This is a genomic window from Actinokineospora sp. UV203 (genome assembly GCF_056323665.1).
In genome coordinates this window covers 5,215,945-5,241,580 of sequence record NZ_CM150484.1, presented here as the reverse complement: position 1 = coordinate 5,241,580, position 25,636 = coordinate 5,215,945, and the positions used below count along the sequence as shown (strand labels likewise).

24 protein-coding genes are annotated in these 25,636 nt (G+C 69.7%); 8 read left to right on the top strand and 16 right to left on the bottom strand.

The window, feature by feature from the left end:
- Together ACUZ2Y_RS25195 and ACUZ2Y_RS25190 are read right to left on the bottom strand one after the other, a co-directional pair.
- A complete protein-coding gene (locus tag ACUZ2Y_RS25195; protein ID WP_476323256.1) occupies positions 1-1,374 on the bottom strand; it encodes a WS/DGAT/MGAT family O-acyltransferase in 1,374 nt (457 codons plus the stop codon).
- Between the two features lie 66 nt (positions 1,375-1,440).
- A complete protein-coding gene (locus ACUZ2Y_RS25190) occupies positions 1,441-2,595 on the bottom strand; it encodes an acetyl-CoA C-acetyltransferase (RefSeq protein WP_476323253.1) in 1,155 nt (384 codons plus the stop codon).
- Positions 2,596-2,734: 139 nt separating this feature from the next.
- On the opposite strand from ACUZ2Y_RS25190, the gene ACUZ2Y_RS25185 reads away from it, so the two are divergent.
- Positions 2,735-3,928 (top strand): RNA-guided endonuclease InsQ/TnpB family protein, encoded by a 1,194-nt coding sequence (locus ACUZ2Y_RS25185; RefSeq protein ID WP_476323250.1) that lies wholly within the window; start codon positions 2,735-2,737, stop codon positions 3,926-3,928.
- A 38-nt stretch (positions 3,929-3,966) separates the two neighbouring features.
- Here ACUZ2Y_RS25185 and ACUZ2Y_RS25180 read toward each other — a convergent pair whose 3' ends face one another.
- The 3 genes from ACUZ2Y_RS25180 to ACUZ2Y_RS25170 are packed head-to-tail and all read right to left on the bottom strand — an operon-like array spanning position 3,967 to position 6,495.
- Positions 3,967-4,575, bottom strand: coding sequence for a TetR/AcrR family transcriptional regulator (locus ACUZ2Y_RS25180; protein ID WP_476323247.1), 609 nt, complete (start codon positions 4,573-4,575; stop codon positions 3,967-3,969).
- Positions 4,576-4,594: 19 nt separating this feature from the next.
- Positions 4,595-5,374, bottom strand: a complete 780-nt coding sequence (locus tag ACUZ2Y_RS25175; RefSeq protein WP_476323244.1) for an SDR family oxidoreductase — start codon at positions 5,372-5,374, stop codon at positions 4,595-4,597.
- A complete protein-coding gene (locus ACUZ2Y_RS25170; protein WP_476323241.1) occupies positions 5,371-6,495 on the bottom strand; it encodes an acyl-CoA dehydrogenase family protein in 1,125 nt (374 codons plus the stop codon). Before ACUZ2Y_RS25170 ends, ACUZ2Y_RS25175 begins: the two co-directional genes overlap by 4 nt.
- A gap of 57 nt (positions 6,496-6,552) precedes the next feature.
- Here ACUZ2Y_RS25170 and ACUZ2Y_RS25165 point away from each other — a divergent pair, with 57 nt between their 5' ends.
- Genes ACUZ2Y_RS25165 through ACUZ2Y_RS25150 form a run of 4 tightly spaced genes read left to right on the top strand, consistent with a single transcriptional unit; the run spans position 6,553 to position 10,934 of the window.
- Positions 6,553-8,070, top strand: coding sequence for a FadD3 family acyl-CoA ligase (locus tag ACUZ2Y_RS25165; protein WP_476323238.1), 1,518 nt, complete (start codon positions 6,553-6,555; stop codon positions 8,068-8,070).
- Positions 8,067-8,906, top strand: coding sequence for an enoyl-CoA hydratase (locus ACUZ2Y_RS25160; protein WP_476323235.1), 840 nt, complete (start codon positions 8,067-8,069; stop codon positions 8,904-8,906). The genes ACUZ2Y_RS25165 and ACUZ2Y_RS25160 overlap by 4 nt, the downstream gene beginning before the upstream one ends.
- Entirely contained in the window at positions 8,896-10,014 is a 1,119-nt protein-coding gene (locus tag ACUZ2Y_RS25155; RefSeq protein WP_476323232.1) for an acyl-CoA dehydrogenase family protein, read from the top strand. Before ACUZ2Y_RS25160 ends, ACUZ2Y_RS25155 begins: the two co-directional genes overlap by 11 nt.
- On the top strand, positions 10,011-10,934 hold the full coding sequence (locus ACUZ2Y_RS25150; RefSeq protein WP_476323229.1) for an acyl-CoA dehydrogenase family protein: 924 nt from the start codon (positions 10,011-10,013) through the stop codon (positions 10,932-10,934). Before ACUZ2Y_RS25155 ends, ACUZ2Y_RS25150 begins: the two co-directional genes overlap by 4 nt.
- Here the strand turns inward: ACUZ2Y_RS25150 and ACUZ2Y_RS25145 are convergent.
- The gene (locus tag ACUZ2Y_RS25145; RefSeq protein ID WP_476323226.1) at positions 10,912-12,411 is read right to left on the bottom strand and encodes a serine/threonine-protein kinase; all 1,500 of its coding nucleotides are present in this window, start codon (positions 12,409-12,411) and stop codon (positions 10,912-10,914) included. The genes ACUZ2Y_RS25150 and ACUZ2Y_RS25145 overlap by 23 nt on opposite strands.
- 183 nt (positions 12,412-12,594) lie before the next feature.
- On the opposite strand from ACUZ2Y_RS25145, the gene ACUZ2Y_RS25140 reads away from it, so the two are divergent.
- The gene (locus tag ACUZ2Y_RS25140) at positions 12,595-13,647 is read left to right on the top strand and encodes an acyl-CoA dehydrogenase family protein (RefSeq protein WP_476323223.1); all 1,053 of its coding nucleotides are present in this window, start codon (positions 12,595-12,597) and stop codon (positions 13,645-13,647) included.
- On the opposite strand, the gene hsaB is transcribed toward ACUZ2Y_RS25140, so the two are convergent.
- The 6 genes from hsaB to ACUZ2Y_RS25110 all read right to left on the bottom strand — a co-directional run bounded on the left by hsaB (position 13,624) and on the right by ACUZ2Y_RS25110 (position 18,593).
- Entirely contained in the window at positions 13,624-14,175 is a 552-nt protein-coding gene (gene hsaB, locus ACUZ2Y_RS25135; RefSeq protein WP_476323220.1) for a 3-hydroxy-9,10-secoandrosta-1,3,5(10)-triene-9,17-dione monooxygenase reductase subunit, read from the bottom strand. The two genes, ACUZ2Y_RS25140 and hsaB, sit on opposite strands and share 24 nt — an antisense overlap.
- The gene (gene hsaC, locus ACUZ2Y_RS25130; protein WP_476323217.1) at positions 14,172-15,071 is read right to left on the bottom strand and encodes an iron-dependent extradiol dioxygenase HsaC; all 900 of its coding nucleotides are present in this window, start codon (positions 15,069-15,071) and stop codon (positions 14,172-14,174) included. Before hsaC ends, hsaB begins: the two co-directional genes overlap by 4 nt.
- Complete coding sequence (hsaD, locus tag ACUZ2Y_RS25125; RefSeq protein WP_476323213.1) at positions 15,071-15,931, bottom strand: 4,5:9,10-diseco-3-hydroxy-5,9,17-trioxoandrosta-1(10),2-diene-4-oate hydrolase; 861 nt, start codon at positions 15,929-15,931, stop codon at positions 15,071-15,073. Before hsaD ends, hsaC begins: the two co-directional genes overlap by 1 nt.
- Positions 15,931-17,094 (bottom strand): 3-hydroxy-9,10-secoandrosta-1,3,5(10)-triene-9,17-dione monooxygenase oxygenase subunit, encoded by a 1,164-nt coding sequence (gene hsaA / locus ACUZ2Y_RS25120; protein WP_476323210.1) that lies wholly within the window; start codon positions 17,092-17,094, stop codon positions 15,931-15,933. Before hsaA ends, hsaD begins: the two co-directional genes overlap by 1 nt.
- Positions 17,095-17,478: 384 nt before the next feature.
- Positions 17,479-17,715: a DUF397 domain-containing protein gene (locus tag ACUZ2Y_RS25115; RefSeq protein WP_476323207.1), complete on the bottom strand. Its 237-nt coding sequence runs from the start codon at positions 17,713-17,715 to the stop codon at positions 17,479-17,481.
- Positions 17,712-18,593: a helix-turn-helix domain-containing protein gene (locus ACUZ2Y_RS25110; protein WP_476323204.1), complete on the bottom strand. Its 882-nt coding sequence runs from the start codon at positions 18,591-18,593 to the stop codon at positions 17,712-17,714. Before ACUZ2Y_RS25110 ends, ACUZ2Y_RS25115 begins: the two co-directional genes overlap by 4 nt.
- A gap of 242 nt (positions 18,594-18,835) precedes the next feature.
- Between ACUZ2Y_RS25110 and ACUZ2Y_RS25105 the strand changes: the two genes are divergently transcribed.
- Both ACUZ2Y_RS25105 and ACUZ2Y_RS25100 read left to right on the top strand, forming a co-directional pair.
- A complete protein-coding gene (locus ACUZ2Y_RS25105) occupies positions 18,836-19,960 on the top strand; it encodes an OmpA family protein (RefSeq protein WP_476323201.1) in 1,125 nt (374 codons plus the stop codon).
- A 13-nt stretch (positions 19,961-19,973) separates the two neighbouring features.
- The gene (locus ACUZ2Y_RS25100; RefSeq protein ID WP_476323199.1) at positions 19,974-21,272 is read left to right on the top strand and encodes a hypothetical protein; all 1,299 of its coding nucleotides are present in this window, start codon (positions 19,974-19,976) and stop codon (positions 21,270-21,272) included.
- A gap of 16 nt (positions 21,273-21,288) precedes the next feature.
- Here ACUZ2Y_RS25100 and dmpG read toward each other — a convergent pair whose 3' ends face one another.
- From dmpG to ACUZ2Y_RS25080, 4 genes are read right to left on the bottom strand one after another with little or no spacing between them, the layout of a single operon-like run.
- Complete coding sequence (gene dmpG, locus ACUZ2Y_RS25095; protein ID WP_476323196.1) at positions 21,289-22,344, bottom strand: 4-hydroxy-2-oxovalerate aldolase; 1,056 nt, start codon at positions 22,342-22,344, stop codon at positions 21,289-21,291.
- The gene (locus ACUZ2Y_RS25090; RefSeq protein WP_476323193.1) at positions 22,341-23,234 is read right to left on the bottom strand and encodes an acetaldehyde dehydrogenase (acetylating); all 894 of its coding nucleotides are present in this window, start codon (positions 23,232-23,234) and stop codon (positions 22,341-22,343) included. Before ACUZ2Y_RS25090 ends, dmpG begins: the two co-directional genes overlap by 4 nt.
- Positions 23,231-24,019 (bottom strand): 2-keto-4-pentenoate hydratase, encoded by a 789-nt coding sequence (locus ACUZ2Y_RS25085; RefSeq protein WP_476323190.1) that lies wholly within the window; start codon positions 24,017-24,019, stop codon positions 23,231-23,233. Before ACUZ2Y_RS25085 ends, ACUZ2Y_RS25090 begins: the two co-directional genes overlap by 4 nt.
- Positions 24,006-25,583 (bottom strand): FAD-binding protein, encoded by a 1,578-nt coding sequence (locus tag ACUZ2Y_RS25080; protein ID WP_476323187.1) that lies wholly within the window; start codon positions 25,581-25,583, stop codon positions 24,006-24,008. The genes ACUZ2Y_RS25085 and ACUZ2Y_RS25080 overlap by 14 nt, the downstream gene beginning before the upstream one ends.
- Positions 25,584-25,636 lie beyond the last annotated feature (53 nt).

The following is a 25,636-nucleotide window of genomic DNA, read 5'->3' as shown; positions in this document are numbered from 1 at the left end:
TCAGACGAGTTGCTTCTCCATCGCAGCCAAGCTCGTTTCCAGGTGCGTGAGCAGCCGCTGCAAATGCGGGACCGTCCGCCTGCACCCGGTCAGGCCGAACTCCAGGCTGCCGTCGTAGCTGGTCACCGTGATGTTGAGAGCTTGGCCCTCGTACGGGATCGACACCGGGTACACGCCCTCCATCCGCGCGCCGTTCCAGTACAGCGGGCGCTTCGGGCCCGGAACGTTCGAGATCAGGAGGTTGAACGCGGGCGGGGTGAGCTTCTGCACGCCCGGCAACAGGGCCACCGCGAGCGGGGCGAACGGGATGGCGCTGAGCGCGGTGATCTGGAGTTGGCTCATGCCGCTGTAGAACTGCTTGCCGCGCCGCATGGACTCCGAGATGGCGGCGAGGCGGTCCACCGGGTCCTCGACGTCGGTGGCCAGCGTGCAGAGGATCAAGCCGACGGCGTTGCCGCCCGCGTCCCCGTCGCTGTCCGAGCGCAGGGAGATCGGGACGGCCGCGACCAGCGGCTTGTCCGGCAGCGCGCCCAGTTCGATCATGTACTCGCGCAGCGCGCCCGCGCACATGGCCAGCATGACGTCGTTGACGGTGGCGCCCGAGGCGACGCCGACGGCCCGGACGCGGTCCATCGGCCAGCTCTGCGCGGCGAACCGGCGGGCGCCGGTGATCGGGACGTTGAACATCGACTTCGGGGCCTCGAAAGGCAGCGTGGCCGACTGCTCCTGAAACACCTGATTGGCGTAGCGCACGACCGCCGGAGCCAGGCTGATCACGTCGCGGACCGCCCCGAAGGCGTTGGCGATGCCACTCAAAGGCTTACTGTCGCCGCCCCGCGGAGCCGCCGCCGCGTCGGTGCGCATCCTCGGGGACCACGGGGGACGCATGTCGCGCTCGTCCGGGTCCTCCGACAGCGACTTCTGCAGCAGCCGCAGCGCGGACACACCGTCGACGAGCGCGTGATGGACCTTGGTGTAAACGGCGAAGCGGTTCTCCGACAGCCCGTCGATCAGGTGCGCCTCCCACAGCGGCCGGTGCCGGTCGAGCAGCGAGCCGTGCAGCCGCGACACCAGCTCCAGCAGCTGGCGGACCTGGCCCGGCGCGGGCAGCGCGGAGAGCCGGACGTGGTACTCAAGATCGATGTCGTCGTCGTTGGCCCAGGCGAACGGCCCGACCGTGCCGATCCCGCGCGGCCTGCGCCGGAACAGCGGCCGGATGTCGACTTCGGACAGCAGCTCGCGGTGCAGGTTGCCCACGAAATCCGGCCCGGCGCCGTCCGGACGCTGGAACAGCTGCAGCCCGCCGACGTGCAGGGGATGCTCCCGCGACTCGCCGAGCAGGAACATCGAATCCGTCACGGGCATCATCGCCATCGCGTTCCTCCTGGTTCGGGGTTGTCCCGAAGGGTCAACGCTGCCACTCGAAAGTGGTTACCGCAATCAACCGAGACGTTCGACAATGGTGACGTTGGCTTGGCCGCCACCTTCGCACATCGTCTGCAGGCCGAACCGGCCGCCGGTGCGTTCGAGTTCGTGCAGCAACGTGGTGAAGAGCTTGGTTCCGGTCGCGCCGATCGGGTGTCCCAACGCGATCCCGCCGCCGTTGACGTTGACCTTCGCCGGGTCGGCACCGGTCTCCTTGATCCACGCGAGCGGCACGCTGGCGAACGCCTCGTTCACCTCGAACAAGTCGATATCCGCAATGGACATTCCGGCCTTGTCCAGCGCGAACCGGGTCGCCCGGATGGGGGCGGTGAGCATGTAGACCGGGTCGTCGCCGCGCGCGGACAAGTGGTGGATACGCGCGCGCGGGGTGAGGCCGTGGTCTTTGACCGCGCGTTCGGAGGCGACGAGGACCGCGCCGGCGGCGTCGGAGATCTGGCTGGCCATGGCCGCGGTGGAGATCCCGCCCTCGCGCAGCGGCTTGAGCCCGGCCATCTTCTCCAGTGACGTGTCCCGGCGCGGGCCCTCGTCGACCCGCGCGTCGCCGAGCGGGACGATCTCCCGGTCGAACCGGCCCTCGTCGATCGCGGTCACCGCGCGCTGGTGGCTGGTCAGCGCGAACCGCTCCATCTCCGCGCGCCCGATCTCCCATCGTTCGGCGATCATGTCGGCGGAGCGGAACTGGTCGACCTCCTCGGCGCCGTAGCGCGCGGCCCAGCCGGTGGAGCCGGACATCGGGGTCGGGAACCCGAACTGCTGCCCGACGGTCATCGCCGAGCCGATCGGGATCTGGCTCATGCTCTGCACGCCACCCGCGACGACCAGGTCGGCGGTGCCGCTGAGCACGGCCTGCGCGGCGAAGTGCAGGGCCTGCTGGCTCGACCCGCACTGCCGGTCGACGGTCACCCCGGGGACCTCGTCGCTGAACCCCGCGGCCAGCCAGGACAGCCGCGCCACGTCGCCCGCCTGCGGGCCGATCGTGTCGACACAGCCGAAGACCACGTCGTCGACCGCCGCCGGGTCCACGTCCGTCCGACCCATGAGCGCGCGCAGCACGTGCGCGCCGAGGTCGAGCGGGTGCACACCGCTGAGCGCGCCGCCGCGCCTGCCGGTGGGTGTGCGCAGTGCGTCGACGATGTAGGCCTCGGCCACGATCACCACGACCTTCCGAGAATGTTCCGGTGGTCACGCTGAATCGGGAGCGAAAGGGCCGATGCCCGGGTGTGCACTGGCGTGTCGAGTTTCACCGCTGTCTCCGGGTTCTGTCGGTGGTGGTCGTCAGGTTGATCGCATGTCCCGATTTCGTCTGCGGCCGACAGTCGCACAGGAGCAGGTGTTGCTGGAGCACTGCGGGCATGCCCGGTTCTTGTGGAACCTCGCCGTCGAACAACACGCCCACTGGACGCCGGAGCGCAAGGCCGCGCCGGCGTACACCGAGCAGTGCCGTCAGTTGACCGAGGCGCGAGCGGCAAACCCGTGGCTGGCCGCCGGGTCGGTGATCGTGCGGCAGCAGGCGTTGAAGGACTTCGCTCAGGCCATGTCGAACTTCTTCGGCCGCACCCACCGGCGACCGACCTGGCGCGGACGGGGGCGGGGTGAGGGTTTCCGGATCGTGGCGGTCGATCCTGACGACGTGCGCCGGGTGTCTCGCAAGGTGGGTGAGGTCAAAGTGCCCAAGGTGGGGTGGGTGCGGTTCCGCTGGTCGCGTGCTGTTGCCGACGGTGTGAAGTCCTACCGCATCACCCGCGACCGGGCTGGCCGCTGGCACGTCGCGTTCGCCGTGGTGCCCAAGCCCATCGCAGCACCGGGCACGGGTGCGGTGGTGGGTGTGGATCGAGGTGTCGTGGTGTCGGCTGCGTTGTCCACCGGGGAACTGCTGAACGCGCCCGCTCTGCGAGACACGGAGAAGGCGCGGCTGCTGCGGCTGCAACGCAAACTCGCCCGGGCGCAACGCGGCTCCAACCGGCGCGGCAAGGTCAAGACGGCGATCGCGAAACTCAAGGCCCGCGAAACCGACCGGCGCAAGGACTGGGTCGAGAAGACCAGTACCCGCCTGGCCCGGGACTTCGACGTGATCGCGGTCGAGGACCTCAAAGTCATCAAAATGACCCGGTCGGCGAGGGGGACGGTCGATGCCCCTGGCCGGGGCGTGCGACAGAAGGCGGGCCTGAACCGGGGGATCCTGGCCGGCGGGTGGGGTCAGTTGGCAACCCGGCTGGAGCACAAGGCCCCGGGCCGGGTGGTGAAGGTCGACCCGCGGTTCACGAGTCAGCGTTGCTCGGCGTGCGGGGTCGTGGATCGGGAGGCGCGCGAGAGCCAAGCCGCCTTCCGGTGCCGATCCTGCGGTTTCGCCTGCAACGCTGACGTGAACGCGGCACTGAACATTCGATTCGCGGCAGGGCATGCCGTGACCGCACGGGGAGGCCCGCCGTTGGGTGAGCCTGCGAACCGTGAACCTCAACGCGACCTCCTCATCGTGCGGTAGCCGCTGTTGGAATCCCCAGCTTCAAGCCGGGGAGGACGTCAATCCTTGGTTTTGGTGGCGATCCCGTCCAGGAGGATGCCCAGGTACTGCCTGGCGATGTCGTCGTGGGTGAGCGGGCCGCCGGGGCTGTACCAGCGGACGGCGACCCAGACGGTGTCGCGCAGGAATCGGTAGGCGACCTCGACGTCGAGGTCGGGGCGGAACACGCCGCGGGCGATGCCGTCGGTGAGGATGGCCGACCACATCTTGCGGAACTGGACGTTGCGTTCCTCGATGTAGCCGAACCGCTCGAACCCGGCCAGGTACCCGGCTTCGTTCTGGTAGATCGCGACCTCGGCGTGCCGCTCGTCGATCGCGGCGAAGGAGGCGGCGACGATGGCCTCAAGGGTCTCGCGGGGGCCGAGGCCGCGGGCGAGGATCTCGTCGTAGCGGCCGAAGAGCGCGTCGAGGAAGCCGGTCAGGATCTCGTCCACCATCGACTCTTTCGAGTCGAAGTGGTGGTAGAGGCTGCCGGACAGGATGCCCGCGCGGTCGGCGATGTCGCGGACCGTGGTGGCCCGGAACCCGCGCTCGGCGAACATGTCGGCGGCGAGCGCGAGCAGCTCGGCGCGTCTGCCGGTGCCCTCGGACGGCTTCCGTTCTCGCATTTTCTGGGTGTTCCTTCGCTCAGGGGTGCTGGCTGCTGACCGAGATGACCTCGCCGGTGAGGTAGGAGGCGTAGTCGCCGGCCAGGAACACCATGACATTGGCGACTTCCCACGGCTCGGCGGCCCTGCCGAACGCCTCCCGGCCGGCGAGTTCGGTGAGCAGTTCGTCGCTGGTCACCTTGGCCAGGAAGGGATGCATGGCCAGGCTGGGCGCGACGGCGTTCACCCGGATGCCGTGTTCGGCGACGTCGAGGGCGGTGCACCTGGTCAGCGCCATCACCCCGGCCTTGGCCGCGGCGTAGTGCGCCTGGCCCTGCTGCGCGCGCCAGCCGATGACCGAGGCGTTGTTGACGATCGACCCGCCGCCGCCTTGGGCGATGAACCGCCGGACCGCGGCCCGGGTGCAGCGGAAGGTGCCGTTGAGGGTGACGTCGAGGACCCGCGACCACTCGTCGTCCGTCATGTCCACAATGGACTTGGTGCCGCCGAGGCCTGCGTTGTTGACCAGGACATCGATGCGCCCGAAGTGCTCCGCGGCGCCGTCGATGAGGGCTTGAACGTGGGTCTCGTCGGTGACGTCGCAGACCAGTGAGTGCACCTTGCCGGGGTGGTCCGCGGCCAGTTTCGCGGCGGTCTCGGCCAGGCGGCGCTCGTGCCAGTCGCTGACGACGACCTTGGCGCCCTCCTCCAGCGCGCGGCGGGCGACCGCGGAGCCGATGCCGGTGCCCGCGGCGGCGGTGACGACGACAACCTTGCCGTCGAGCAGGGCGTGGCCTGCCGGATAGGGCGGAACCTTCATGTGCGGGCCTCTCGCGGCAGGCCGAGCACGCGCTCGGCGATGATGTTGCGCTGGATCTCGTCGGACCCGCCGTAGATCGTGTCGGCCCGGCTGAACAGGAACAGCCGCTGCCACTCGTCGAGGCCGTCCGGGGTCAGCATCGACGCCGCGCCGATGACGTCCATGGCGAGTTCGCCGAGGCCGCGGTGCCACCGGGACCAGACGAGCTTCGCGACGGAGGCGTCGGTGCCGCGCACGGCGTAGGCGTGCATGACTTCCAGGCCGACGCGGGCGCGGGCGAGCCGTTCGGCGATCGCCGGGTCGTCGGCGGCGCCGGTCCTGACGGCCAGGGTGACGAGGGCGTCGAGTTCGCGGCGGAAGCCGACCTGCTGGCCGAGGGTGGCGACGCCGCGCTCGAAGGACAGCGTGCCCATGGCGACTTTCCAGCCGCCACCCGGTTCGCCGACGACCAGGTCGGCGGCGGTGCGGGCGCCGTCGAAGAAGACCTCATTGAACTCGGAGGTTCCGGTGAGCTGGACGATCGGGCGGACCTCGACGCCGGGCTGGTCCATGGGGACGAGCAGGTAGGACAAGCCGTGGTGGCGCCGCGACCCGGGTTCGGTGCGGGCGATCATGAAGCACCAGTCCGCCAGGTGGGCCAGCGAGGTCCACACCTTCTGGCCGGTGATCACCCAGTCGTCGCCGTCGCGGCGGGCCGAGGTGCGCACCGACGCCAGGTCGGAGCCCGCGTTCGGCTCGGAATAGCCCTGGCACCACAGCTCACGGACGTGCCGAATCCCTGGAAGAAAACGTTTGCGCTGCTCTTCGGTGCCGAACGCGAGCAGGGTCGGGCCGAGCAGTTCCTCGCCGATGTGGCTGACCCGGGCGGGCGCGTCGGCGCGGGCGTACTCCTCGTGGAAGGCGATCTGGTCGGCGAGGCTCGCGGCCCGGCCGCCGTGTTCGACGGGCCAGCCAAGGCAGGTCCAGCCCGCGGCGGCGAGGTGGCGGTCCCAGGCGAGGCGCTCGTCGAAGGCCTCGTGCTCGCGGCCCGGTCCGCCGAGTCCGCGCAGGTGCCGGTACTCGCCGAAGAGGTTGTCGGCCAGCCACTCCCGCGCCGATGCCCGAAAATCGTCCACGCGCACCTCCGCTCTTGCTCCCGTCGGTACAGTAGCCTACCAAGCACTTGCTTTGGAGGAGGTTTGGTGACGACCACCACCCCGGCGGCGTTGCGCGCGGCGGCCGAGCGGTTCGGCGACGCCGAGGCCATCGCGGACGGCTCGGTCCGGCTGACCTGGCGCGACCTGCTCGCCGCGGCCGAGACGGTCGCCCGGGCGCTGATCGCGGAAGGCCTTGAGCCCGGGGACCGGGTGGCGTTGTGCGCGCCGAACACCCATCACTGGGTGGCCGCGGCGTTGGGCGCGCAGTACGCGGGATGCGTTGCCGTGCCGGTGAACACCCGGTTCACCGGGCCGGAGATGGCCGAGATCCTGACCCGCAGCCGCGCGCGGGCGCTGTTCGTCGTGGGGACTTTCCTTGGGGTGGACCGACTCGCCCGGTTGCGGGGTGCTCTTGACGGGGTGACCGTCATCCGGATTCCCGGTGAGGGCGACCGGCAGGCGCCGGACGTGATCGAATGGGACGCGCTGGGCGCGGTCGCGGAGCGGGTGCCGGTCGAGGTGGCGCGGGCGCGGGCCGACGCGGTCACGCCGGACCAGGTCTCCGACATCCTCTTCACCTCTGGCACCACGGGCCGCGGCAAAGGGGCGATGACCGCGCACCGGCAAGCGCTGGGCGTTGCCGCCGCATGGGTGGAGTGCGGGGAGGTGACGCCGGCGGACCGGTACCTGATCGTCAACCCGTTCTTCCACAGCTTCGGCTACAAGGCGGGCATCCTGGCCGCGCTGCTCAGCGGGGCGACAATGGTTCCGCAGGCCGTTTTCGACCTCGACCGGACGCTGGAGCTGGTGGAGCGCGAGCGGATCACCGTGCTTCCCGGGCCGCCGACGATCTACCAGACGATGCTCGACCGCCAGGGCAAGCGGCCGTCGACGCTGCGGCTGGCGGTGACCGGCGCCGCGCCCGTGCCGGTCGTGCTGGTGGAGCGGATGCGGTCGGAGTTGAGCTTCCAGACCGTGTTGACCGCGTACGGGCTGACCGAGGCGGTCGTGGTGACGATGTGCCGACCCGGTGACGCGCCGGAGATCGTGTCCCGCACGTCCGGCCGGGCGGTCGCCGGGTTCGAGGTGCGCATCGCCGAGGACACAAGGGAAATCCTCGTGCGTGGGCCCAACGTCATGCTGGGCTACCTCGACGATCCCGAGGCCACCGCGCAGGCCGTCGACGCCGACGGCTGGCTGCACACCGGGGATGTGGGCGTGCTCGACGCGGACGGGTACCTGACGATCACCGACCGGCTCAAGGACATGTACGTGTGCGGCGGGTTCAACGTGTACCCGGTGGAGGTCGAGCAGGTGCTCGCCCGGCTGCCGGGAGTGTCCGAGTGCGCGGTGGTCGGAGTGCCGCACGAGCGGCTCGGCGAGGTCGGCCGGGCGCACATCATCCTGACCCCAGGCACCAAACTGTCCACAGAGGACATCCTGGCGCACTGCGCGGAACGGCTGGCCAACTACAAGATCCCGCGCTCGGTCGAGTTTCGGACGGATCTGCCGCGCAACGCCACCGGGAAGATTCTCAAGAGAATGCTGAGGGACGGATGAGCGAGGTCCTCTACGAGCGTCGTGGCGCGACGGCCGTGGTCACGATGAACCGCCCGGAGTTCCGCAACGCGCAGAACTCCGCGATGACCTACGCGCTGGACGCGGCGTTCGCCCGGGCGGTGGATGACCCCGAGGTCAAGGTGATCGTGCTGGCCGGTGCGGGGAAGCACTTCTCGGCCGGGCACGACATCGGCACCCCGGGTCGGGACGTGGACGTCTCGTTCGAGCGCAAGGCGGTGCTGTGGTGGGACCACGTCGGCCGCGAGGGCGGTGACCAGCGGTTCGCCCGGGAGAGCGAGGTCTACCTCGGGATGTGCAGGCGGTGGCGGGAGATCCCGAAGCCGGTGATCGCGATGGTGCAGGGGGCGTGTATCGCGGGCGGGCTGATGCTGGCCTGGGTATGCGACCTGATCGTCTGCTCGGACGACGCGTTCTTCTCGGATCCGGTCGTGCGCATGGGGATTCCCGGGGTCGAGTACTTCGCGCACCCGTGGGTGCTGGGTCCGCGCGCGGCGAAGGAGTTCCTGTTCACCGGCGACCGGTTCGACGCGGCTTGGGCGCTGCGGCACGGGATGGTGAACCGGGTGGTGCCGCGGGACTCGCTGGAGTCCGAAGTGGAGGCACTCGCGGCGCGGATCGCGGAGATGCCTCAGTTCGGGCTGGCTCTGACGAAGAAGGCCGTCAACCAGGCGGAGGACCAGATGGGGATGCGAGCCGGGATGGACTCGGTTTTCGGTCTGCACCACTTCGCCCACGCGCACAACGCGGAAGTGTCGAAGGATTCCCTCGGCGGCCTCGACGCCCGCTCGATGAAGCAGGCCGCTGATGGATCTTGACCTGTCGCCCGCCGTGGCGGCGTTTCGGGACGAGGTCCGCGCGTGGCTGGCGGCTCACGTGCCCGCGGGTCTGCCTTCGATGGACACCGCCGAGGGCTTCGCCGCGCACCGCGAGTGGGAGCGGACCCTGGCCGAGGCGCGGCTGGCGGTGGTGTCGTGGCCCGCCGAGTACACCGGGCGGGACGCGTCACTGCTGGAGTGGATCCTGTTCGAAGAGGAGTACTACGCGGCGGGGGCACCCGGGCGGGTCAGCCAGAACGGGATCTTCCTGCTGGCTCCCACCTTGTTCGCCCACGGCACGCAGGAGCAGCGCGACCGGCTGCTTCCCCGGATGGCGCGGGCTCTTGATGTCTGGGCCCAGGCGTGGTCCGAGCCGGAGGCGGGCAGCGATCTGGCCGCGCTGCGCAGCCGTGCGGTGCGCACGGACGGCGGCTGGCTGCTGTCGGGTCAGAAGACGTGGAGTTCGCGGGCGTCGTTCGCCGACCGCGGGTTCGGCCTGTTCCGCACCAATCCTGAGGCGGTGCGGCACAAGGGGTTGACATACTTCCTGTTCGACCTGCGGGCCGAGGGTGTGACTGTCCGTCCGATCGACCAACTCGACGGTGAACCGGGCTTCGCGGAGATCTTCCTCGACGAAGTCTTCGTCCCCGACCAGGATGTCCTGGGCGCGGTCGACGACGGCTGGCGGGTCGCGATGAGCACGGCCAGCAACGAACGCGGCCTGTCTTTGCGCAGCCCAGGCCGCTTCCTCGCGGCCGCGGACCGGCTGGTCGACCTGTGGGCTTCGCGGGGCGACCTGTCGTCGCGCGACCGGGTGGTCGACGCGTGGATCGGGGCGCAGGCCTACCGGCTGCACACCTTCGGCACCGTCAGCCGGTTGGCCGATGGCGGTGAGCTGGGCGCGGAATCGAGTGTCACCAAGCTGTTCTGGTCGGAGCTGGACGTCGCCCTGCACGAGACGGCACTCGACCTTCTTGGGTCTGACGGCGAGTTGGCGGGGCCTTGGCAGGACGGCTACCTGTTCTCGCTGGCGGGCCCGATCTACGCGGGCACGAATGAGATCCAGCGCAACGTCGTGGCCGAACGCCTGCTGGGGCTGCCGCGATGAGGTTCACCCTGACCGCCGAACAGCGCCAGTTCGCCGCATCTCTCGACGACCTCTTGTCCGCCGCCTCAGTCCCAACCGCGGCCAGGGCATGGGCGGCGGGCGACCACGCTCCCGGCCTCGCGATCTGGCGGGAACTCGCCGACCTGGGCGTCATGGCGTTGGCCGTCCCCGAACGCTTCGGCGGCCTCGACGCGACCGCGGTCGACCTGGTGGTCGCCTTCGAACAGCTCGGCAGGCACGCCGTCCCGGGCCCCTTGGTGGAATCCGTCGCGGTCGCACCATCCCTGGCCGACGCGTCCCTGCTTCCGGACTTGGCCGGCGGCAAGGCGATCGCCACCGTAGCCCTCCCACCCCACGTCCCCCACGCCTTGGACGCCGACATCGCCGACCTCATCCTGACGCCCACGGGACGAGCGGTCGCAGCTGCCCGGGTGACCTCGGTCGACGCCGCACGGCGGCTGTTCCGGGTCGAGGCGCTCGCTGTGGAACATCCCGTGTTCGAGGCCGGGGTGTTGGCCGTATCCGCGCAGTTGGTGGGGTTGGGGCAGGGGCTGCTGGAGCGAACCGTCTCCTACGCCAAGACCCGCACTCAGTTCGGCGGTCCCATCGGCGGGTTTCAGGCCGTCAAGCACCACCTCGCCGACGTGCTCGTCGGGCTCGAACTGGCCCGGCCCTTGGTGTTCGGCGCGGCGGTGACCATGAGCCCGCGCGACATCTCAGCGGCCAAGGTGGCCGCAGGCGAAGCGGCGGACCGGGCCGCACGGGTGGCGCTGCAAGTGCATGGCGCAGTCGGCTACACGCGGGAGTGTGATCTTGGGCTGTGGCTCACGAAGGTCCGTGCCCTGCGATCGGCGTGGGGCACCCCGTCGGCGCACCGGGCGCGGGTGCTGGACTCGCTTATCGTGAGTCGGAGTCGATGAGGTACTTGCCGCCGACCAGGATGACCTTCACCGTCCGCTTGCCGGTCTCCTCGCCTGCCCCGGTCTTCACCGTCACGTCGAGGGGGACGTTCACCGAGCCGTCGGAGTTGGCTGTCACGCCATTGGCATTGCGGGAGCTGACCCAGCGGAATTGCGACCAGTACTGGTCGAACGCCGCGCGGTCGCCGAAGGCCGCCTTGCCGTTGGGGCCGAGCATGGCCCAGCGCGCGTCGAGCGAGGCGTCGCTGCTGAAGTAGTTGACCACCGCGAGTCCCGCAGCCGAGTAGTTCGAGATTTTCTCCGCGTCCGGCACCTTGGTCGGGGCCACGGTGCTCGGCCGCTCCGACGACGAGGACGGCGGAGGTGACGCGGCGGCGGTGTCGCCCTTCGCGGCGTTCATCGCGATGACCGTGATGGTGCCGCCGATCAGCAGCAACACACCCACGACCGCCGCGATCAGCTTGGTGCGCACCGGGTCGGGCTGCCTGCGGGCGGGCGCGGGCCGCTTGGGCTTGGGCTCGGGGACGTAAGCGGTCGCCGGCGGCTCGTGCCGGACCGGGCGCGTGTCGTCCTGCTCGGCCGGGCGGGCCGTGCGCCAGTCGTCCTGCTCGGTTGGGCGGGCCGTGCGCCAGTCGTGCTGCTCAGCCGGGCGGGCGGGCAGCTGGGCCTGCTGGCGCATCACCGGACGCACCGGTCTGGTCTGCGGCTCCGCCGCCATCGCCATCTGCGCCAGCTGGGCGGTCGGCATCGACAGCGTGGCCGCCGCCTCCGCCATCGTCGGGCGGTTCTCGGGTTCCGTGCGCAGCAACGACATCAACGTCGATGTGAGCGGACCGGCGTTCTGCGGGCGGTCGATGCGGCCCGAGGCCACCGCGTGCAGCAGCGCCAGCGGGTTGGGGTTCAAACCGAACGGCGGCGTGCCCTCGACCGCGTGATACAGCGTGGCGCCGAGGGAAAAGACGTCGGAAGCGTGACCCGGGTCCTTGCCGCGCGCGATCTCCGGCGCCAGGTAGGCGGGGGTGCCCGCAAGCATGCCGGTCTCGGTGATCGTGGCGTCGCCGAGCGCGCGGGAGATGCCGAAGTCGGTGATCTTCACCCGGCCCTCGTCGGCGAGCAAGATGTTGCCGGGCTTGACATCGCGGTGGACGATCCCGGCCGCGTGCGCGGCGGCGAGGGCCGCGGCGACCTGGTGGCCGATGGAGGCGACCTGCTCCGGCGGGAGCGTGCCGCGCTCGGCCAGGACCGCCGAGAGGCTCTGCGACTCGAGGTACTCCATCACCAGGCACGGGTCGCCGTCGTGTTCGGCGACGTCGAGCATGGTGATCGCGTTGCGGTGATGCAGCCGCGCGGCGAGCCGCGCCTCGCGCATCGCGCGCCTGCGCGCCTCGTCGGTCTGGGCGGCGCTCAGGCCCGGCCGGGCGTGCAGGTGCTTGATCGCGATGACCCGCCCCAGCCGTTCGTCCTTGGCACGCCACACGACTCCCATGGCTCCGCTGGCCGATGGTCTCCAGCAGCCGGTAGCGATCGGCGACAAGCTGACCCTCTTCGATGACCCGGCACTCCTTGCGTTCGACGTTGACATGTGACAGTAGCGAACCCGGTCGGACCAACCGCATTGGTCCGGGTAGTCAACCAAGCGATTGTTTGGTTAAATCGTGCCGTGACTCAAGAGCGGATCGCGCTGCGTGACACCGTGCGGTTGCTGTTGTCCCGCGCCTCGGCCGTCCGTACGGCGATGGAGTCCAATCTCGGGTATGACCCGGCGCTCTGGAAACGCCTGTGCGCGGACATCGGCGTCGCCGCGCTGGCGGTCCCCGAGCGCTTCGGCGGGCTCGGGGCGGGCATCGCGGAAACCGCCGTGGTCCTGGGTGAACTCGGCCGAACCCTGACACCCGCGCCGCTACTGGGAACCACCCTCGCCGCGCACGCGCTGCTGGCCTCCGGCGACGACGACGCGTGCGCCCGACTGCTGCCGGAAATCGCCGCGGGCCGGATCGCGACGCTGGTGTGGTCCGACGCACAGGGAACGTGGGGTGACCCACCCTGCGTAGCGCACGGACAGCGGGTAACCGGGCAGGCGCATTATGTGCTTGATGGTGACATTGCCGACACGGTGCTGGTTTTCGCCTTGGCAGGCCCCGAAATCGGCCTGTTCGAAGTGAAGGCGGACGCACCCGGCTTGGTCCGGACGAGCACGCCGACCCTCGATCCGACGCGCAGGCTGACGAGCGTCACCGTCGACTCCCCGGCTGTTCGCCTCGGCGGCGATCTGACCTCCGCGCTGCCCCGCATCCGCGACCTCGCTTGCGTCGCACTGAGCGCCGAACAGGCCGGTGCGGCGGCGCACTGTCTCAATGAGACGGTCTCGTACAGCAAGGAACGGGTCCAGTTCGGCAGGCCGATCGGCTCGTTCCAAGCGCTGAAACACCGCATGGCCGACCTGCACGTCCTCGTCGAGACCGCCCGGGCCACTGCGGAAGCCGCCGCCGAGGCGGACGAGAGCGCCCTGCCGGTGCTCGCGGCCGCGGCGAGAGTCCACTGCACGGAGGCGTTCCAGACGGTGGCGGCGGAGATGATCCAGCTACACGGCGGCATCGCCATCACCTGGGAACACGACGCCCACCTGTACTTCAAGCGCGCACACGGCAGCGCCCAACTGTTCGCCCCGGTACGCGACCACCTAACCCAACTACATCCAGTCGTCGTGACGTGACCAGGTGATCAGGTTCTCAAGGATGCCCGGGGTCGCTTCTGAGGCTTCTGTGGCGGCGTATCGACCGCGGTAGAACAACAGTGGCCGCTCGTCCTTCGGCTCGCTCAAGGTGGTGACGCGGCCGACCACGACGTGATGGTCGCCCGCGTCGTGCACGGCTTCGATCGCGCAGTCGATCCATACCAGCACACCGTCGAGCGCGGGCGCACCCGACGGCGCCGGATGCCAGGGCACGCCCGCGAACTTGTTGGCACCCTTGGTGCCGAACACGGTGCTGACGTCGCGCTGGTCGTGGGTGAGGACGTTGACGCAGAAGTGGCCCGCCCGTTCGATCGCGGGCCAGGCGCGAGACTGCTTGCCGGGGCAGAACAACACCAGCGGCGGGTCCAGCGACAGCGCGGCGAACGACTGGCAGGCGAAGCCGACCGGCTCACCGCCGTCGATCGCCGCCACCACGGTGACGCCGGTGCAGAAGTGCCCGAGTGCCGCGCGGAATGTCCGGGAGTCGACGGTGGTAGCCACGGTCATCGCATGCCCACGCCGAAGTCGTGGCCCCACAAGGAAACCGCGGTGCTCTCGCGGGCGATCCAGTCCTCGTCGTCGACCTGCCTGCCCTCGCAGCCGAACTCGACATCGAACCCGCCGGGTGTCTTCATGTAGAACGACAGCATCAGGTCGTTGACGTGCCTGCCGAGCGTCGCCGACATCGGCACCTTGCGCCGCTGAGCGCGATCCAGACACAGCCCGACATCGTCGGAGTTCTCCACCTCGACCATCAGGTGCACGATCCCGCTCGGGGTCGGCATCGGAAGGAACGCGAGGCTGTGGTGGCGCGGGTTGCACCCGAAGAACCGCAGCCACGCGGGCGGCCCATCGGCCGGGCGACCGACGAGCTGCGGGGGAAGCCGCATGGAATCGCGCAGCCGGAAACCGAGCACGTCGCGGTAGAACCGCAGCGCCGCTTCATCATCCTTTGTGGACAACACCACGTGCCCGAGCCCCTGTTCACCGGTGACGAACCGGTGTCCATACGGGCTGACCACGCGACGGTGCTCCAAAGCCGCGCCGTGGAAGACTTCCAGGGTGTTGCCGGACGGATCGTCGAATCGGATCAGCTCCGCGACCCGGCGGTCGGCGAGTTCCTCGGCGGTGCCCTCTTTGAACGCCACCTCGGCGGCGGACAGATTGGCCCGCACCTCGTCCAACTCGGCCGCGTTCGCCGCCTCCCAGCCGGACGCGGAGAGCTGGTCGGCGGTGCCCGGGACGATCACCAGCCGGGCCGGGAAGTCGTCCATCCGCAGGTAAAGCGCATTCGGGTCGCTTCCCTTGCCTTCGACCATCCCGAGGACCTTGAGCCCGTACTCGCGCCACGCGGGCATGTCGGTGGCCTCGATGCGCAGGTACGCCAGGGACCGGATACCCATCACTTGCCCCCATCGGTGAGGAAGTCCAGCACCAGCCGGTTGAACTCGGCGAACTTCTCCAGCTGCGCCCAGTGTCCACACCGGCCGAAGACATGCAGCTGCGCGCGGGAGATGAGCTTGAGCGCGACCAGCGCGCCGTCGAGCGGATTGACCCGGTCCTCGCGCCCCCACACCAGAAGCACCCGCTGCCGCAGCCGGTGCGCCTCACGCCAGAGCATGCCTTCCTCGAAGGTGTCGGGCCGCATGAAGGACGCCCCCATGGATGCCATGGCGCGCAATGAATCCGGGTCCGCCGCGGCCTCGAACCGTTCGTCCACCAGCTCGTCAGTGACGAGCGAGCGGTCGAAGACCAGGGTCCGCAGGAACTCCGCGAGCTTCTCTTTGGACGGTCCGGGCCGCGCGCCGAACCGGGCGAGCTTCTGCACGCCCTCAGTCGGGTCCGGGGAGAACACGTTGAGGCTCAGCCCGCCGGGTGCCATCAGCACTAGCCTGCCCGCGCGATCCGGGTGCCGCAGGGCGAACCGGACCGCGGTGCCGCCGCCCAGGGAATTGCCGACCAAGTCAGCCTTCTCGACGCCAAGAGCGTCCAGTGTGGACAGCAGGGCGTCGGCGCTGAAGGTGAAGTACTGCCCTTTCACCTCAGGGCGGTCGGACTTCCCATACCCGGGCTGGTCGATGAGGATCGTGCGGAACCGCTCGGCGAACACCGGGAAGTTCGGTCCGAAGTTGCTCCAGCCGGACGCGCCTGGCCCGCCGCCGTGCAGCAGCACCACCGGCGCACCGGATCCCGATTCCTGGTAGTGCACTTGATACCCGCCGGCGTCCACGAACCCAGAACGAATCTCCACAGTGGAAGTCATCAGACCCACGCGTCCCGCACCGGCAGGCCGAGCTCGGACTGCCCAAACATCGCCAGCGCCTTCTCCGGGTCGTTGATGGCGTGGACCCGGCCCGCGTGCGCGTCGCGCCAGAAGCGCTGGATGGGCGTGCCCGCCTTCAGCGCCCGCCCGCCCGCGCTCTCGAACAGCCGGTCCACCGCGCCGATCGCGGCCCCGGTGGCGTTGACCTGGTCGCGGCGCACCCGCATCCGCAGCGTCATCGGGATCTTCTCCCCCGCCTCGGCGTAGGTGAGTTCCTCGTCGATGTCGCGCTCGATCGCGCTGATGGCGCCGTCGATGCGGCTCGCGGCGTCGGCGATGCGCAGCTGAGTGAAGGAGTCGTCGGCGGCCTTGCCGCCGGTGGACGCGCGGACCCGCTCGCGGGTGTAGCCGATGTACGCGTCGTAGGCGCCCATGGCCATGCCGATGACCGGAACCGAGATGGAGCACGAGAAGACCGAGGCGAACGGCAGCTTGTAGATGGGCGCGGTGTTGACCGCGTGGCCAGGGCAGACGCACTTGCCGGTGGCCATGAAGCTCAGGGTGCGGTGCTCGGGGACGAACACGTCCTCGACGAGGATGTCGTTGCTTCCGGTGCCGCGCAGGCCGATGGTGTCCCACACGTCGTCGATGGCGTAGTCCGCGCGCGGCAGCAGGAACGTGCGGAAGTCGACCGGCGTGCCGTCCTCGCCGAGGACCAGCCCGCCGAGGAACACCCAGCCCGCGTGGTCGCAGCCGGAGGAGAAGCTCCACCGGCCGCTGAACCGGAATCCGCCGTCGACGGGCGTGGCCCGGCCCATCGGCGCATACGACGAGGACACCAGGGTGTCGGTGTCCTCGCCCCACACCTCCCGCTGTGCCCGGTCGTCGAACAGGGCCAGCTGCCAGGGGTGCACGCCGAGCACGGAGGACACCCAGCCGGTCGAGCCGCAGGCGGCCGCGATCATCCGCACCGCCCGATAGAACGTGTTCGGCGAGGCTTCGTGCCCGTCGAAGCGGGCGGGCTGCAGCAGCTTGAAGAAGCCCGCCTCGCGCAGCGCCTTGATCGACTCCACCGGAACCCGCCTGGCGTCTTCGGTCTCCTGAGCCCGCTCACGCAGGCCAGGAAGCAGTTCGCCCACCGCGGCTAGGACGTCGTCACTCATCGACCGCACCCCAAACTGAAACGTGTTCTGCTGATGCCACTCAGACTAGAACACGTTCTCGTTTGTGTCGACAGGTCGCGGATCAGACCGGCGACCCACCACCCCGGGCCCGGTCCCAGTGGCCGCCGCGAACCCACGACAACAGCCGGGTCCAGGTATCAGCACGCAACGCCAGCGCCCGACGTCCGCGATCGCGCAACGATGACCCGTTCCAGGTGACCGCGACCTCGACACACGATCCGGACGTGCAGAAACTGCTTCTGCGGTAGACGACAGCCATGGTGAGGACTCCTCGCTCGGTGAACGTGCCGAACGGGGTCGCGCCAGACAAACCTGTGACTGAGGGTGACACGACCCTCGAATATCCAGGTTAGCGGTCGATAACTAGCGCGGACTATCGACCAATTGGGGCATCGCCGAGAGGCCGTTCGCCACTGCGGGATAGTCGAATTCGCCGTGTTTCACGCCTTCGGTGAAGGCGATCCACTCCTCCGGTGTGAACACGTGCGGCGGCAGCGACGAATCCTTGGAGTCGCGCAGGGCGACGGCACCGTCCGCGAGCACGGCGATCTCGACGCAGTTGCCAGTAGAGCAGAAGCTGCTCTTCCGATAGGTGATCATTGAGCTGGTTGATCCTTGCTGGTGTAGGTGCCGATCAGAGACCGGATTTTGTCCTTGCTGTCCTCCACGCTGAGACACTTGCGGCCAAGATCGTCGAAGAGCCGCGCGTAACGCAGCACGTCGGCCTCTTGTTCGAGCCACCGGTCTCCCGCGCCAAGTTCGATGTGGACCGAGTTCCGGTCGTATTCGCTCTCGAACGTGAACACCACGAAGGTGCACTGGATGCCCAGGTCAGGCCCCGAGGAGAAGGGGTAGATCCGCAACGTGACATCCGGGCGCTCACTGATTTCGAGCAGCGCGCGCAACTGGCCGTCCATGACCTCAGGGCCACCGACGAACCGGTGCAGCGTGGCTTCGTCGAGGACCGCGCTGATCCGCGGCTTGTCCTCACGCTCGGCGAGCAGGGCCTGCCTGCCCATGCGCAGGTCGACGCGCTGCCGCAGCGCCGAGTCGCTGTCGCGCGGGTAGAGCGCCCGGAACACTCCGCGCGCGTAGTCCGAGGTCTGGAACATGCCGGGGACAACGGATTGGACGTAGTAGCGCAGGTTTGACGCCTCGGATTCGAGCGCGATGAACGTGTCCAGGTTGGTGTTGACGATGTCGGAGAGGTCCTGCCACCAGGCCTGGCGGCGGCCGTCGCCCGCCAGCCGCACGAGGCGGTCGACCACTTTCTGGTCATCCACCTGATAGAGGGCGAGCAGGTCGCGGACGTCGCGCTGCTTGGGGATGCCGCGGCCGGTCTCGAGCCTGCTGACCTTCGAGACACTGCATTCGAGCCGCTCCGCCGCGTCCTCGAGGTGCATCCCGGCGGCTTCCCGGAGCTCGCGCAGGCGCTGCCCAAGTCGCCGCCTGGGGATCAGCGGACCTTGGGACGGCATCGCCCCTCCTTGACGTCAGCGGTCACCGTGCAATTGCGGCACGCCATTGCCGCGTGACCGTACACCACGATCCTCGGAGATCCGCACGTCGGACTGCACCGATCGGGTGGAATTGACCTGGTTGTGCCATGCAATTGCATGAGGGCATTGCTTCGTTCCCTCTCATGACGCAACCTGAGAGTGGACACGCGTCACATCCAAGCCGGGAATCGGGTCCCGGCCGGTGGAGGGGAGGACGCGCGATGACCACCAGAAGGATCACCACACTCACGCTCGCCACCGCGCTCATGGCCGGATGCGCGGGCACCGAGGCGGGCGAAGCGGGAACGACGCTGCTGATCGCGATGACCGCCGTGGCCAACGAGCCCCGGCCCGCGCTCACCACCCTGGCCCGCCAGGAGCTTTCCGCGGCCATCCACAGCGACCGCGCCGCATTGCGGATCGTGCGCAGCGGGACCGAGCGGCCGGTGGTCGTGGACGAGCGCGACCTGCGGCTGCGGCGCGGCACCCAGATCGAGCACGACCCGGGCAGGCGGGCCGACCTCACGGGCCGCGAACTGGAGCGGGTCGCGGGCGTGCTTTCCAACGGTGCCAGCAATTCCGGGCACCTGGACCTGCTCGCCCTGCTCGACCACATCGCCCGCACGCCCGGCCGGGTCACCGCGGTGGTGATCTCGTCGGGCCTGCAGACCACCGGGCCGCTCGCGGTGGACCGGCTCGACTGGGACCACGTCGGCGCCGACTCGGTGACCGATCTGGCCCGATCCTTGGGCCTGGTCCCGGATCTGCGCGGCAAGCGCGTGGTGTTCGCCGGGCTCGGGGAGGTGGCCCGCCCGCAGGACACGCTGTCCCCGCCGCTGCGGAACCGGCTGGTCGACATGTGGTTGAAGCTCTGCCGCGCCGGCGGCGGGGAGTGCGTCAGCGACAGCGACCCGGCTGTCGGCGGGCCGCCGCTGTCGACGACGCCGGTGCCGACGGTCCCGGTGCCGCAGCCGCCGCCGATCCCGGCCGAGCCGAAGGCGGTCAACCTGCCCAGCGACATCCTGTTCGGCCCGGACTCGGCGGTTCTGCTGCCCACCGCTGAGCCGCTACTGGCCCGGCTCGCGGCGGCGACACCGCCGGGGGCGCGGGTGAGTCTCGTGGGCCACACCGCGTCGGTCGGGCCCGCGGAGTCTGCTCGGGAGCTGAGCAGGCAGCGGGCCGCGGCGGTGCGCGACGGGCTTGTCCGGCTCGGCGTGCCCACGGCGGCGATCACGGTCGAGGGGGTCGGCTACGACCAGCCGCTGGTCGCCGACCGCGATGCGGCGGGGGCGCTGATTCCCGCCGCGGCGCAACAGAACCGAACTGTCACGGTCAGTCTGCGGTAGAGGGGAGTGAGCCATGGCACGACGAATCCGCCACCTGCCACTGTCGATGTGGCTGCGGCACCCGGTGCACTCGGGTGCGGTCGCGTTCCTGGCCCGTCGGGGGCCGCAAGACCACGCCGAGATCGAACACGAAGCGCACGGGCAGGCCGCGGCGAGCCGGGTGGTCGGCAGGCGCGGCAGGCGAATCGGCCGATTGTGTGAGCGTTCGATGACCGCCGCGATCCGCGCGACCCGCCACCTGGAGAACGCGCTGGTCGCCGACGACCGGCCGCATGTCCTCGGTGGCAGGCGATCCGCCAGGCACGCCAATGCGGAGAAGGGCTGGGCGGCGACCGGTCGCACGGCGCGGAAGGACTTGGCTGGGACCTTGCGGACGATCCAGCGCGACCAGGACGCGGGGGTCACAGTCCACCAGCATTCGCGTAGTTCGGTGATGACGGTGTTCGCCTACGTGCTCTTAGCCGTGGACGCGGTGGCGCTGTTCGCCGTGTTCAGCCTGCTGCTCAACATCGACTGGGCCGCGCCCGCCACCGCGCCACTGGTCACCGCCGCCGCGTTCTCGGTGTTCGGCGCCGGGGTGCAGGCGAAACTGGCTGTGGAGCTGGGAAAGCGGATCTGGTCTTGGCGGGTGGCGAGCGCGCACCGGGTGCCTGACGGGCTCGATCCGCATGACCCGGCGGAGGAATTTCCGCCGCGCGGGTTCGTGGTTGCGATGTCGGCGACGGTGTTGGGGCTGGTCAGTGTGTTCGCGGCATTGTCGATCCTGCTGCGGGTTCGGCATGAGGGCGAGCTTGTCGGACAAGTCGGGGTGGCCACGGTGGTGGGGCTTGTACTGGCTGGGTGTGCGATCGCGGCGCCGTGGATTTTGGTGCAGCAGGAGGCTTTTGACGGGTCGCCGCTTACTCGGCGGGCTGGTGCGTTGACTCGTGTTGTTCAGGCGGCCGATGGGTCTCGGTTCCGGGCGCTTCGGCTTGGGGATCGGGACATCGCCATGGCGCGGCGGTTGGATGCTCGGGCTCGCCGGCAGTATGGGCGGGTGGAACTGCGGGTCGGGCAGTGTTACGCGCGTCGGCATCGGGCGATTTTGTTGGCGCGGGAATTGGGGTCGGTGGATATTCCGAGTCCTCGGCCGGACAGCACGCCGCCCCGGGCCGCTCTGCCTATTCGGGTGCCCGTCGACCTTGGCTACTTGACGACCGCACTGGATCAGTCGGACAGCGCGATCGAAGAGGCCCGGACGGCAAGGGCGGCTCTCACCGCCCGGCTGTCGCCGCCCGCCGAACGGTTCGACCCGGAGCTCTACATGTCGTGAGGTGCCTGGTTCGGAGCTACTTGGCCTCCTGCCGCAACTCCAGGGCGATGTCGATGAGCTGATCCTCCTGCCCACCGACCAACTTGCGTTCTCCGGCGCGCACCAGAATTCGCGCGCCGGAGACCCCATATCGCTCAGCCTGCCGATACGCGTGGCGTAGGAAGCTGGAGTAGACGCCCGCATAGCCCATCATCAGGGCCATTCGGTCGAGTAGGCATTCCTGGGGCATGGCCGGGCGCACGACGTCCTCGGCCGCGTCGACGATGGCGAAGAAGTCGACGTCTGTACGGATGCCGAGTTTGTCGCACACTCCGACGAACGCTTCCACTGGTGTGTTTCCCGCTCCCGCACCGAATCTGCGGGTGCTGCCGTCGATCTGGACCGCACCCGCACGGGCGGCGGCGATGGAGTTGGCGACACCAAGACCAAGGTTTTCGTGGCCGTGGAAGCCGACCTGCGCGTCCGAGCCCAGTTCGGCCACCAACGCGGCAACTCGGTCAGCGACTTGTTCAAGAACCAGGGCACCCGCCGAATCAACCACGTAGACGCACTGACAGCCTGCGTCGGCCATGATCCTCGCCTGCTGTGCCAACGCTTCCGGTGGCTGGGAGTGGGCCATCATCAGGAAGCCCACCGTCTCCAGGCCCCGGTCACGCGCCAAGCCGAAGTGCTGCACCGAGATATCCGCCTCCGTGCAGTGGGTGGCGATACGGCAGATCGACGCGCCGTTGTCTTGGGCGGTGCGGATGTCGTCCTTTACACCGACGCCCGGCAGCATCAAGAAGGCGATCTTGGCACGCTGGGCCGTCTCCACCGCGACTTTGATGAGGTCTTGTTCGGGGGTGGTCGAGAAGCCGTAGTTGAACGACGACCCACCCAGCCCATCGCCGTGGGCGACTTCGATGACCGGCACACCGGCGCCGTCGATGGCCGCCACCATGGCGCGGGCTTCGTCGAGGGTGAACTTGTGCCGCTTGTGGTGCGAGCCGTCGCGTAGGGAGGTGTCGGTGACGCGGAGGTCGAGGGTGTCGGAGAAAGTGATGGGCGCGGTGCTTTTCCTCGAAGAACTCATTGCGTCAAATCCCCTCGGGTAGCAAGCAACTCGCCGACCCGGGTGGCGGCGGCGGTCATGATGTCGAGGTTCCCCGCGTAGGGCGGGAGGAAGTCCCCGGCGCCCTCGACTTCGACGAAGACGGTCACCCGGGCGGGTCCGCCGTCGTCGGTCGGGTCGAACTGGGGGTCGGAGAGCAGCCGGTAGCCGGGCACGTAATTGGCGACTTCGGCGACCATCTCGTGCACCGAGTGGGCGATCTTGTCGGTGTCGGCGTCCTCCGGGATGGCGCAGAAGATGGTGTCGCGCATGACCATCGGCGGGTCGGACGGGTTGAGCACGATGATCGCCTTGCCGCGGTCGGCGCCGCCGACGACCTCGATGCCCCGGCTGGTGGTGCGGGTGAACTCGTCGATGTTGGCCCGGGTCCCCGGGCCGACCGACGCGGACGAGACGGTGGCGACGATTTCCGCGTACGACACCGGAACCACGCGGGACACGGCGGCCACGATCGGGATCGTTGCCTGTCCGCCGCAGGTGATGAGGTTGACGTTGCCCGCGTCCCGGTGCTCCCCCAGGTTCACCGGCGGCACGACATACGGGCCGATGGCGGCGGGGGTCAGGTCGATCACCGGGATGCCCGCCTCGGCGAAGCGCGGCGCGTTCGCCCGGTGGACGTAAGCCGAAGTGGCCTCGAAGATGAGGTCCGGCAGGGTGTCCTCGGCGAGCAGCCAGTCGACGCCCTCGGCGCTGGCCTCGACGCCGAGGTCGCGGGCGCGGGCCAGGCCCTCGCTCGCCGGGTCGACGCCGATCATCCAGCGGGGCTCGATCACCGGCGAGCGCAGGAGTTTGTAGAGCAGGTCGGTGCCGATGTTGCCGGACCCGACGATCGCGGCGGTCGTCTTGCTCACTGGGCACTCCGTCCGAAGTGGAGGGACACGTCGCCGAGACCGGCGAAGGAGGCGACGAACGTGTCGCCGGGTCGCGCGTCGATCGCGCGGGTGCAGGAGCCGGGCAGGACCACGTGTCCGGCCTTGAGCCGGACGCCGAAGGACGCGACCTTGCGGGCCAGCCACGCGACGGCGACGACCGGGTCGCCGAGGACCGCGTCGGACCGGCCTGCCGCGACCTCCCCGCCGTTTCGGGTCAACACGGCGTCGATCCCTTTGGTGTCCACCGCACTGGGCCGGACCCGGGCGTCGCCGAGGACGAAGCCGGCGGAGGACGCGTTGTCGGCGATGGTGTCCGCGATGCTGATCTTCCAGTCGAGGATCCGGCTGTCGATCAGCTCGATGCTGGGGACCAGCGCCTCGGTGCGCTCCAGCACGTCGGCCTCGGTGCAGTCCTCGCCGGGCAGGTCGTCGCCGAGGATGAAGCCGACCTCGACCTCGACCCGGGGATAGCAGTAGCGAGCGGCGTCGACCGGGGTTCGCTGGTCGAGGCGCATGTCCGCGAGCAGGTGACCGTAGTCGGGTTCGTCGACGCCCATCATCTGCTGCATCGCCGCCGACGACAGACCGACCTTGTGGCCGACCACCGCCGCGTGTCGCCGCCGGATGTTGGTGAGCTGGATCTCGTAGGCGTCGGCCGGGTCGAGATCGGGGTAGGCCAGGACCAGCGGGTCGATCGGCGCCCGCCCGGTCTCGGCGGCCAGCAGCAGGTCCGCCAGCTGGGTGCGTTCGTCAGCCGTGAGCAAGGGAATCTCCCATCGGGACAGCGAGGGACTGGCCGGCGCGGCGGCCGGAGAACACGCAGTCGGCGAGCGAGAGCCCGCTGACGTAGGACTCGGAGCAGAGGCCGACAGCCGACCGGCCCGCCGCGTACAGGCCTTCAACGGCCCCGCCGCTCTCGCGCAGGACTTGGCCGGTGGTCTCGTCGACGCGCAGGCCGCCGAGGGTGAGCATCGGGCAGGGGTAGCCGACCGAGGGGCGGATCGAGACGTCGATCAGCGAGAACGGTCCGGTGGTGAGTGGCCGGACCAGGTCGGCGGGCTTGCCGAGCGGGTCGGTCTCGGCGGCGTTGTAGGCGGCGAGGGTGCGGGCGAGTCCGTCGGCGTCGACACCGGCCTTGGCCGCGGCCTCAGCGAGGGTCTTTCCGCTCACCCGCGCGACTTTCAGCAGGTAGCGGACCTGCAGGTACTGGAACCACAGCGACTGCGAGCGGGCTTGGGCGCGGGCGGCGCGCACTCCCTGCTCGTCGATCAGCAACCAGCCTTTGCCGCTGTGCCGGGTGATCAGCTCGTGGCCGATGGCCGCGCCATACCGCGATTCATCGCAGATCCGGTCGCCGCGCTCGTTCACCAGGATGCCTTCGAGGAGCGCTGAGGGCGGGGTGATGAACCGCCATGCCGACACCTTGTCCATCGCCCCGGCCGCGCCGCCGACGGACTGGCCGAGCCGGATGCCGGAGCCGTCGTCGCCTGAGGTGCCGAGCGGGAGGCCGCCGCGGTAGGCGGGTGCGTGTTCGCGCAGCATCTCCCGGTTGGCGACGAAGCCGCCTGCCGCGATGACCACGCCCCGGCGAGCGGTGATGGTGACGGTCTTGCCGTGTCTGCGCTCGATCCGCTCGGCCCGCTTGGTCAGCGCCCGGCGCAGGGCGGGAACGTAGAGGCCGGGCTTTGCCGCGTACTTGCCGAGCAGCCGATACCTGGCCCTGACCCAGGCGGGCGCGTCGGTGAGGGTTCGACATTCGACCCCGGTGACTCGACCGTCCTCGCTGGTCAGTGCGGTCACCCGGGTCTGCGGCAGGACCCTCGCCCCGGCCCGCACAGCTGACTCCGCGAGGCGCGCGTAAAGGATCTTTCCCGAGGTGCCGGAGCCCTTCGCGCGGTGGCCGCGGGGTGCGGGGTCGGCGCTGAGGGAGCGCTCGCTGCCGGAGTGGTAGAGGTAGTAGTCGTTCGTCGGGTAGGAGGTCTTCGTCGGGCACACGCTGCCCTCGAACGGCACGCCTTGCTCCTTGAGCCACTCGATGGACTCGGCCGAGCCGTCGACGAACGCGCGCAGGGTGGCCGGGCTGACCGCGTCGCCGACTTCGAGCCGCAGGTACGCCGCCATCGCATCCGGGGTGTCGGTGACGCCCGCCTCCCGCTGGACGGAGGTCCCGCCTCCCGCGTAGACCACGCCGCCACTCGCCGCGGTCGCGCCCCCGCCACCGAAGCGGTCGAGCACGAGCACGTCAGCGCCCCCGGAGGCAGCTTCGATGGCCGCGCAGGCCCCGGCCGCACCGAACCCGATGATCACGACATCAGCCGACTCTTGCAACTCGTTCCTCCTGCGAATCCGCAGTTCCCGTAGCGCTCGACGGAACAGAACTA

Coding starts and splice junctions, on each gene's coding strand:
- ACUZ2Y_RS25160 (WP_476323235.1), top strand. CDS start 8,067: ATGAGCGAGGTCCTCTACGAGCGTCGTGGCGCGACGGCCGTGGTCACG.
- hsaA (WP_476323210.1), bottom strand. CDS start 17,094: ATGAGTGACGACGTCCTAGCCGCGGTGGGCGAACTGCTTCCTGGCCTG.
- hsaB (WP_476323220.1), bottom strand. CDS start 14,175: ATGACCGTGGCTACCACCGTCGACTCCCGGACATTCCGCGCGGCACTC.
- ACUZ2Y_RS25155 (WP_476323232.1), top strand. CDS start 8,896: ATGGATCTTGACCTGTCGCCCGCCGTGGCGGCGTTTCGGGACGAGGTC.
- ACUZ2Y_RS25180 (WP_476323247.1), bottom strand. CDS start 4,575: ATGCGAGAACGGAAGCCGTCCGAGGGCACCGGCAGACGCGCCGAGCTG.
- ACUZ2Y_RS25110 (WP_476323204.1), bottom strand. CDS start 18,593: ATGCCGTCCCAAGGTCCGCTGATCCCCAGGCGGCGACTTGGGCAGCGC.
- hsaD (WP_476323213.1), bottom strand. CDS start 15,931: ATGACTTCCACTGTGGAGATTCGTTCTGGGTTCGTGGACGCCGGCGGG.
- ACUZ2Y_RS25150 (WP_476323229.1), top strand. CDS start 10,011: ATGAGGTTCACCCTGACCGCCGAACAGCGCCAGTTCGCCGCATCTCTC.
- ACUZ2Y_RS25185 (WP_476323250.1), top strand. CDS start 2,735: ATGTCCCGATTTCGTCTGCGGCCGACAGTCGCACAGGAGCAGGTGTTG.
- ACUZ2Y_RS25195 (WP_476323256.1), bottom strand. CDS start 1,374: ATGGCGATGATGCCCGTGACGGATTCGATGTTCCTGCTCGGCGAGTCG.
- hsaC (WP_476323217.1), bottom strand. CDS start 15,071: ATGGGTATCCGGTCCCTGGCGTACCTGCGCATCGAGGCCACCGACATG.
- ACUZ2Y_RS25100 (WP_476323199.1), top strand. CDS start 19,974: ATGGCACGACGAATCCGCCACCTGCCACTGTCGATGTGGCTGCGGCAC.
- dmpG (WP_476323196.1), bottom strand. CDS start 22,344: ATGAGTTCTTCGAGGAAAAGCACCGCGCCCATCACTTTCTCCGACACC.
- ACUZ2Y_RS25115 (WP_476323207.1), bottom strand. CDS start 17,715: ATGATCACCTATCGGAAGAGCAGCTTCTGCTCTACTGGCAACTGCGTC.
- ACUZ2Y_RS25105 (WP_476323201.1), top strand. CDS start 18,836: ATGACCACCAGAAGGATCACCACACTCACGCTCGCCACCGCGCTCATG.
- ACUZ2Y_RS25175 (WP_476323244.1), bottom strand. CDS start 5,374: ATGAAGGTTCCGCCCTATCCGGCAGGCCACGCCCTGCTCGACGGCAAG.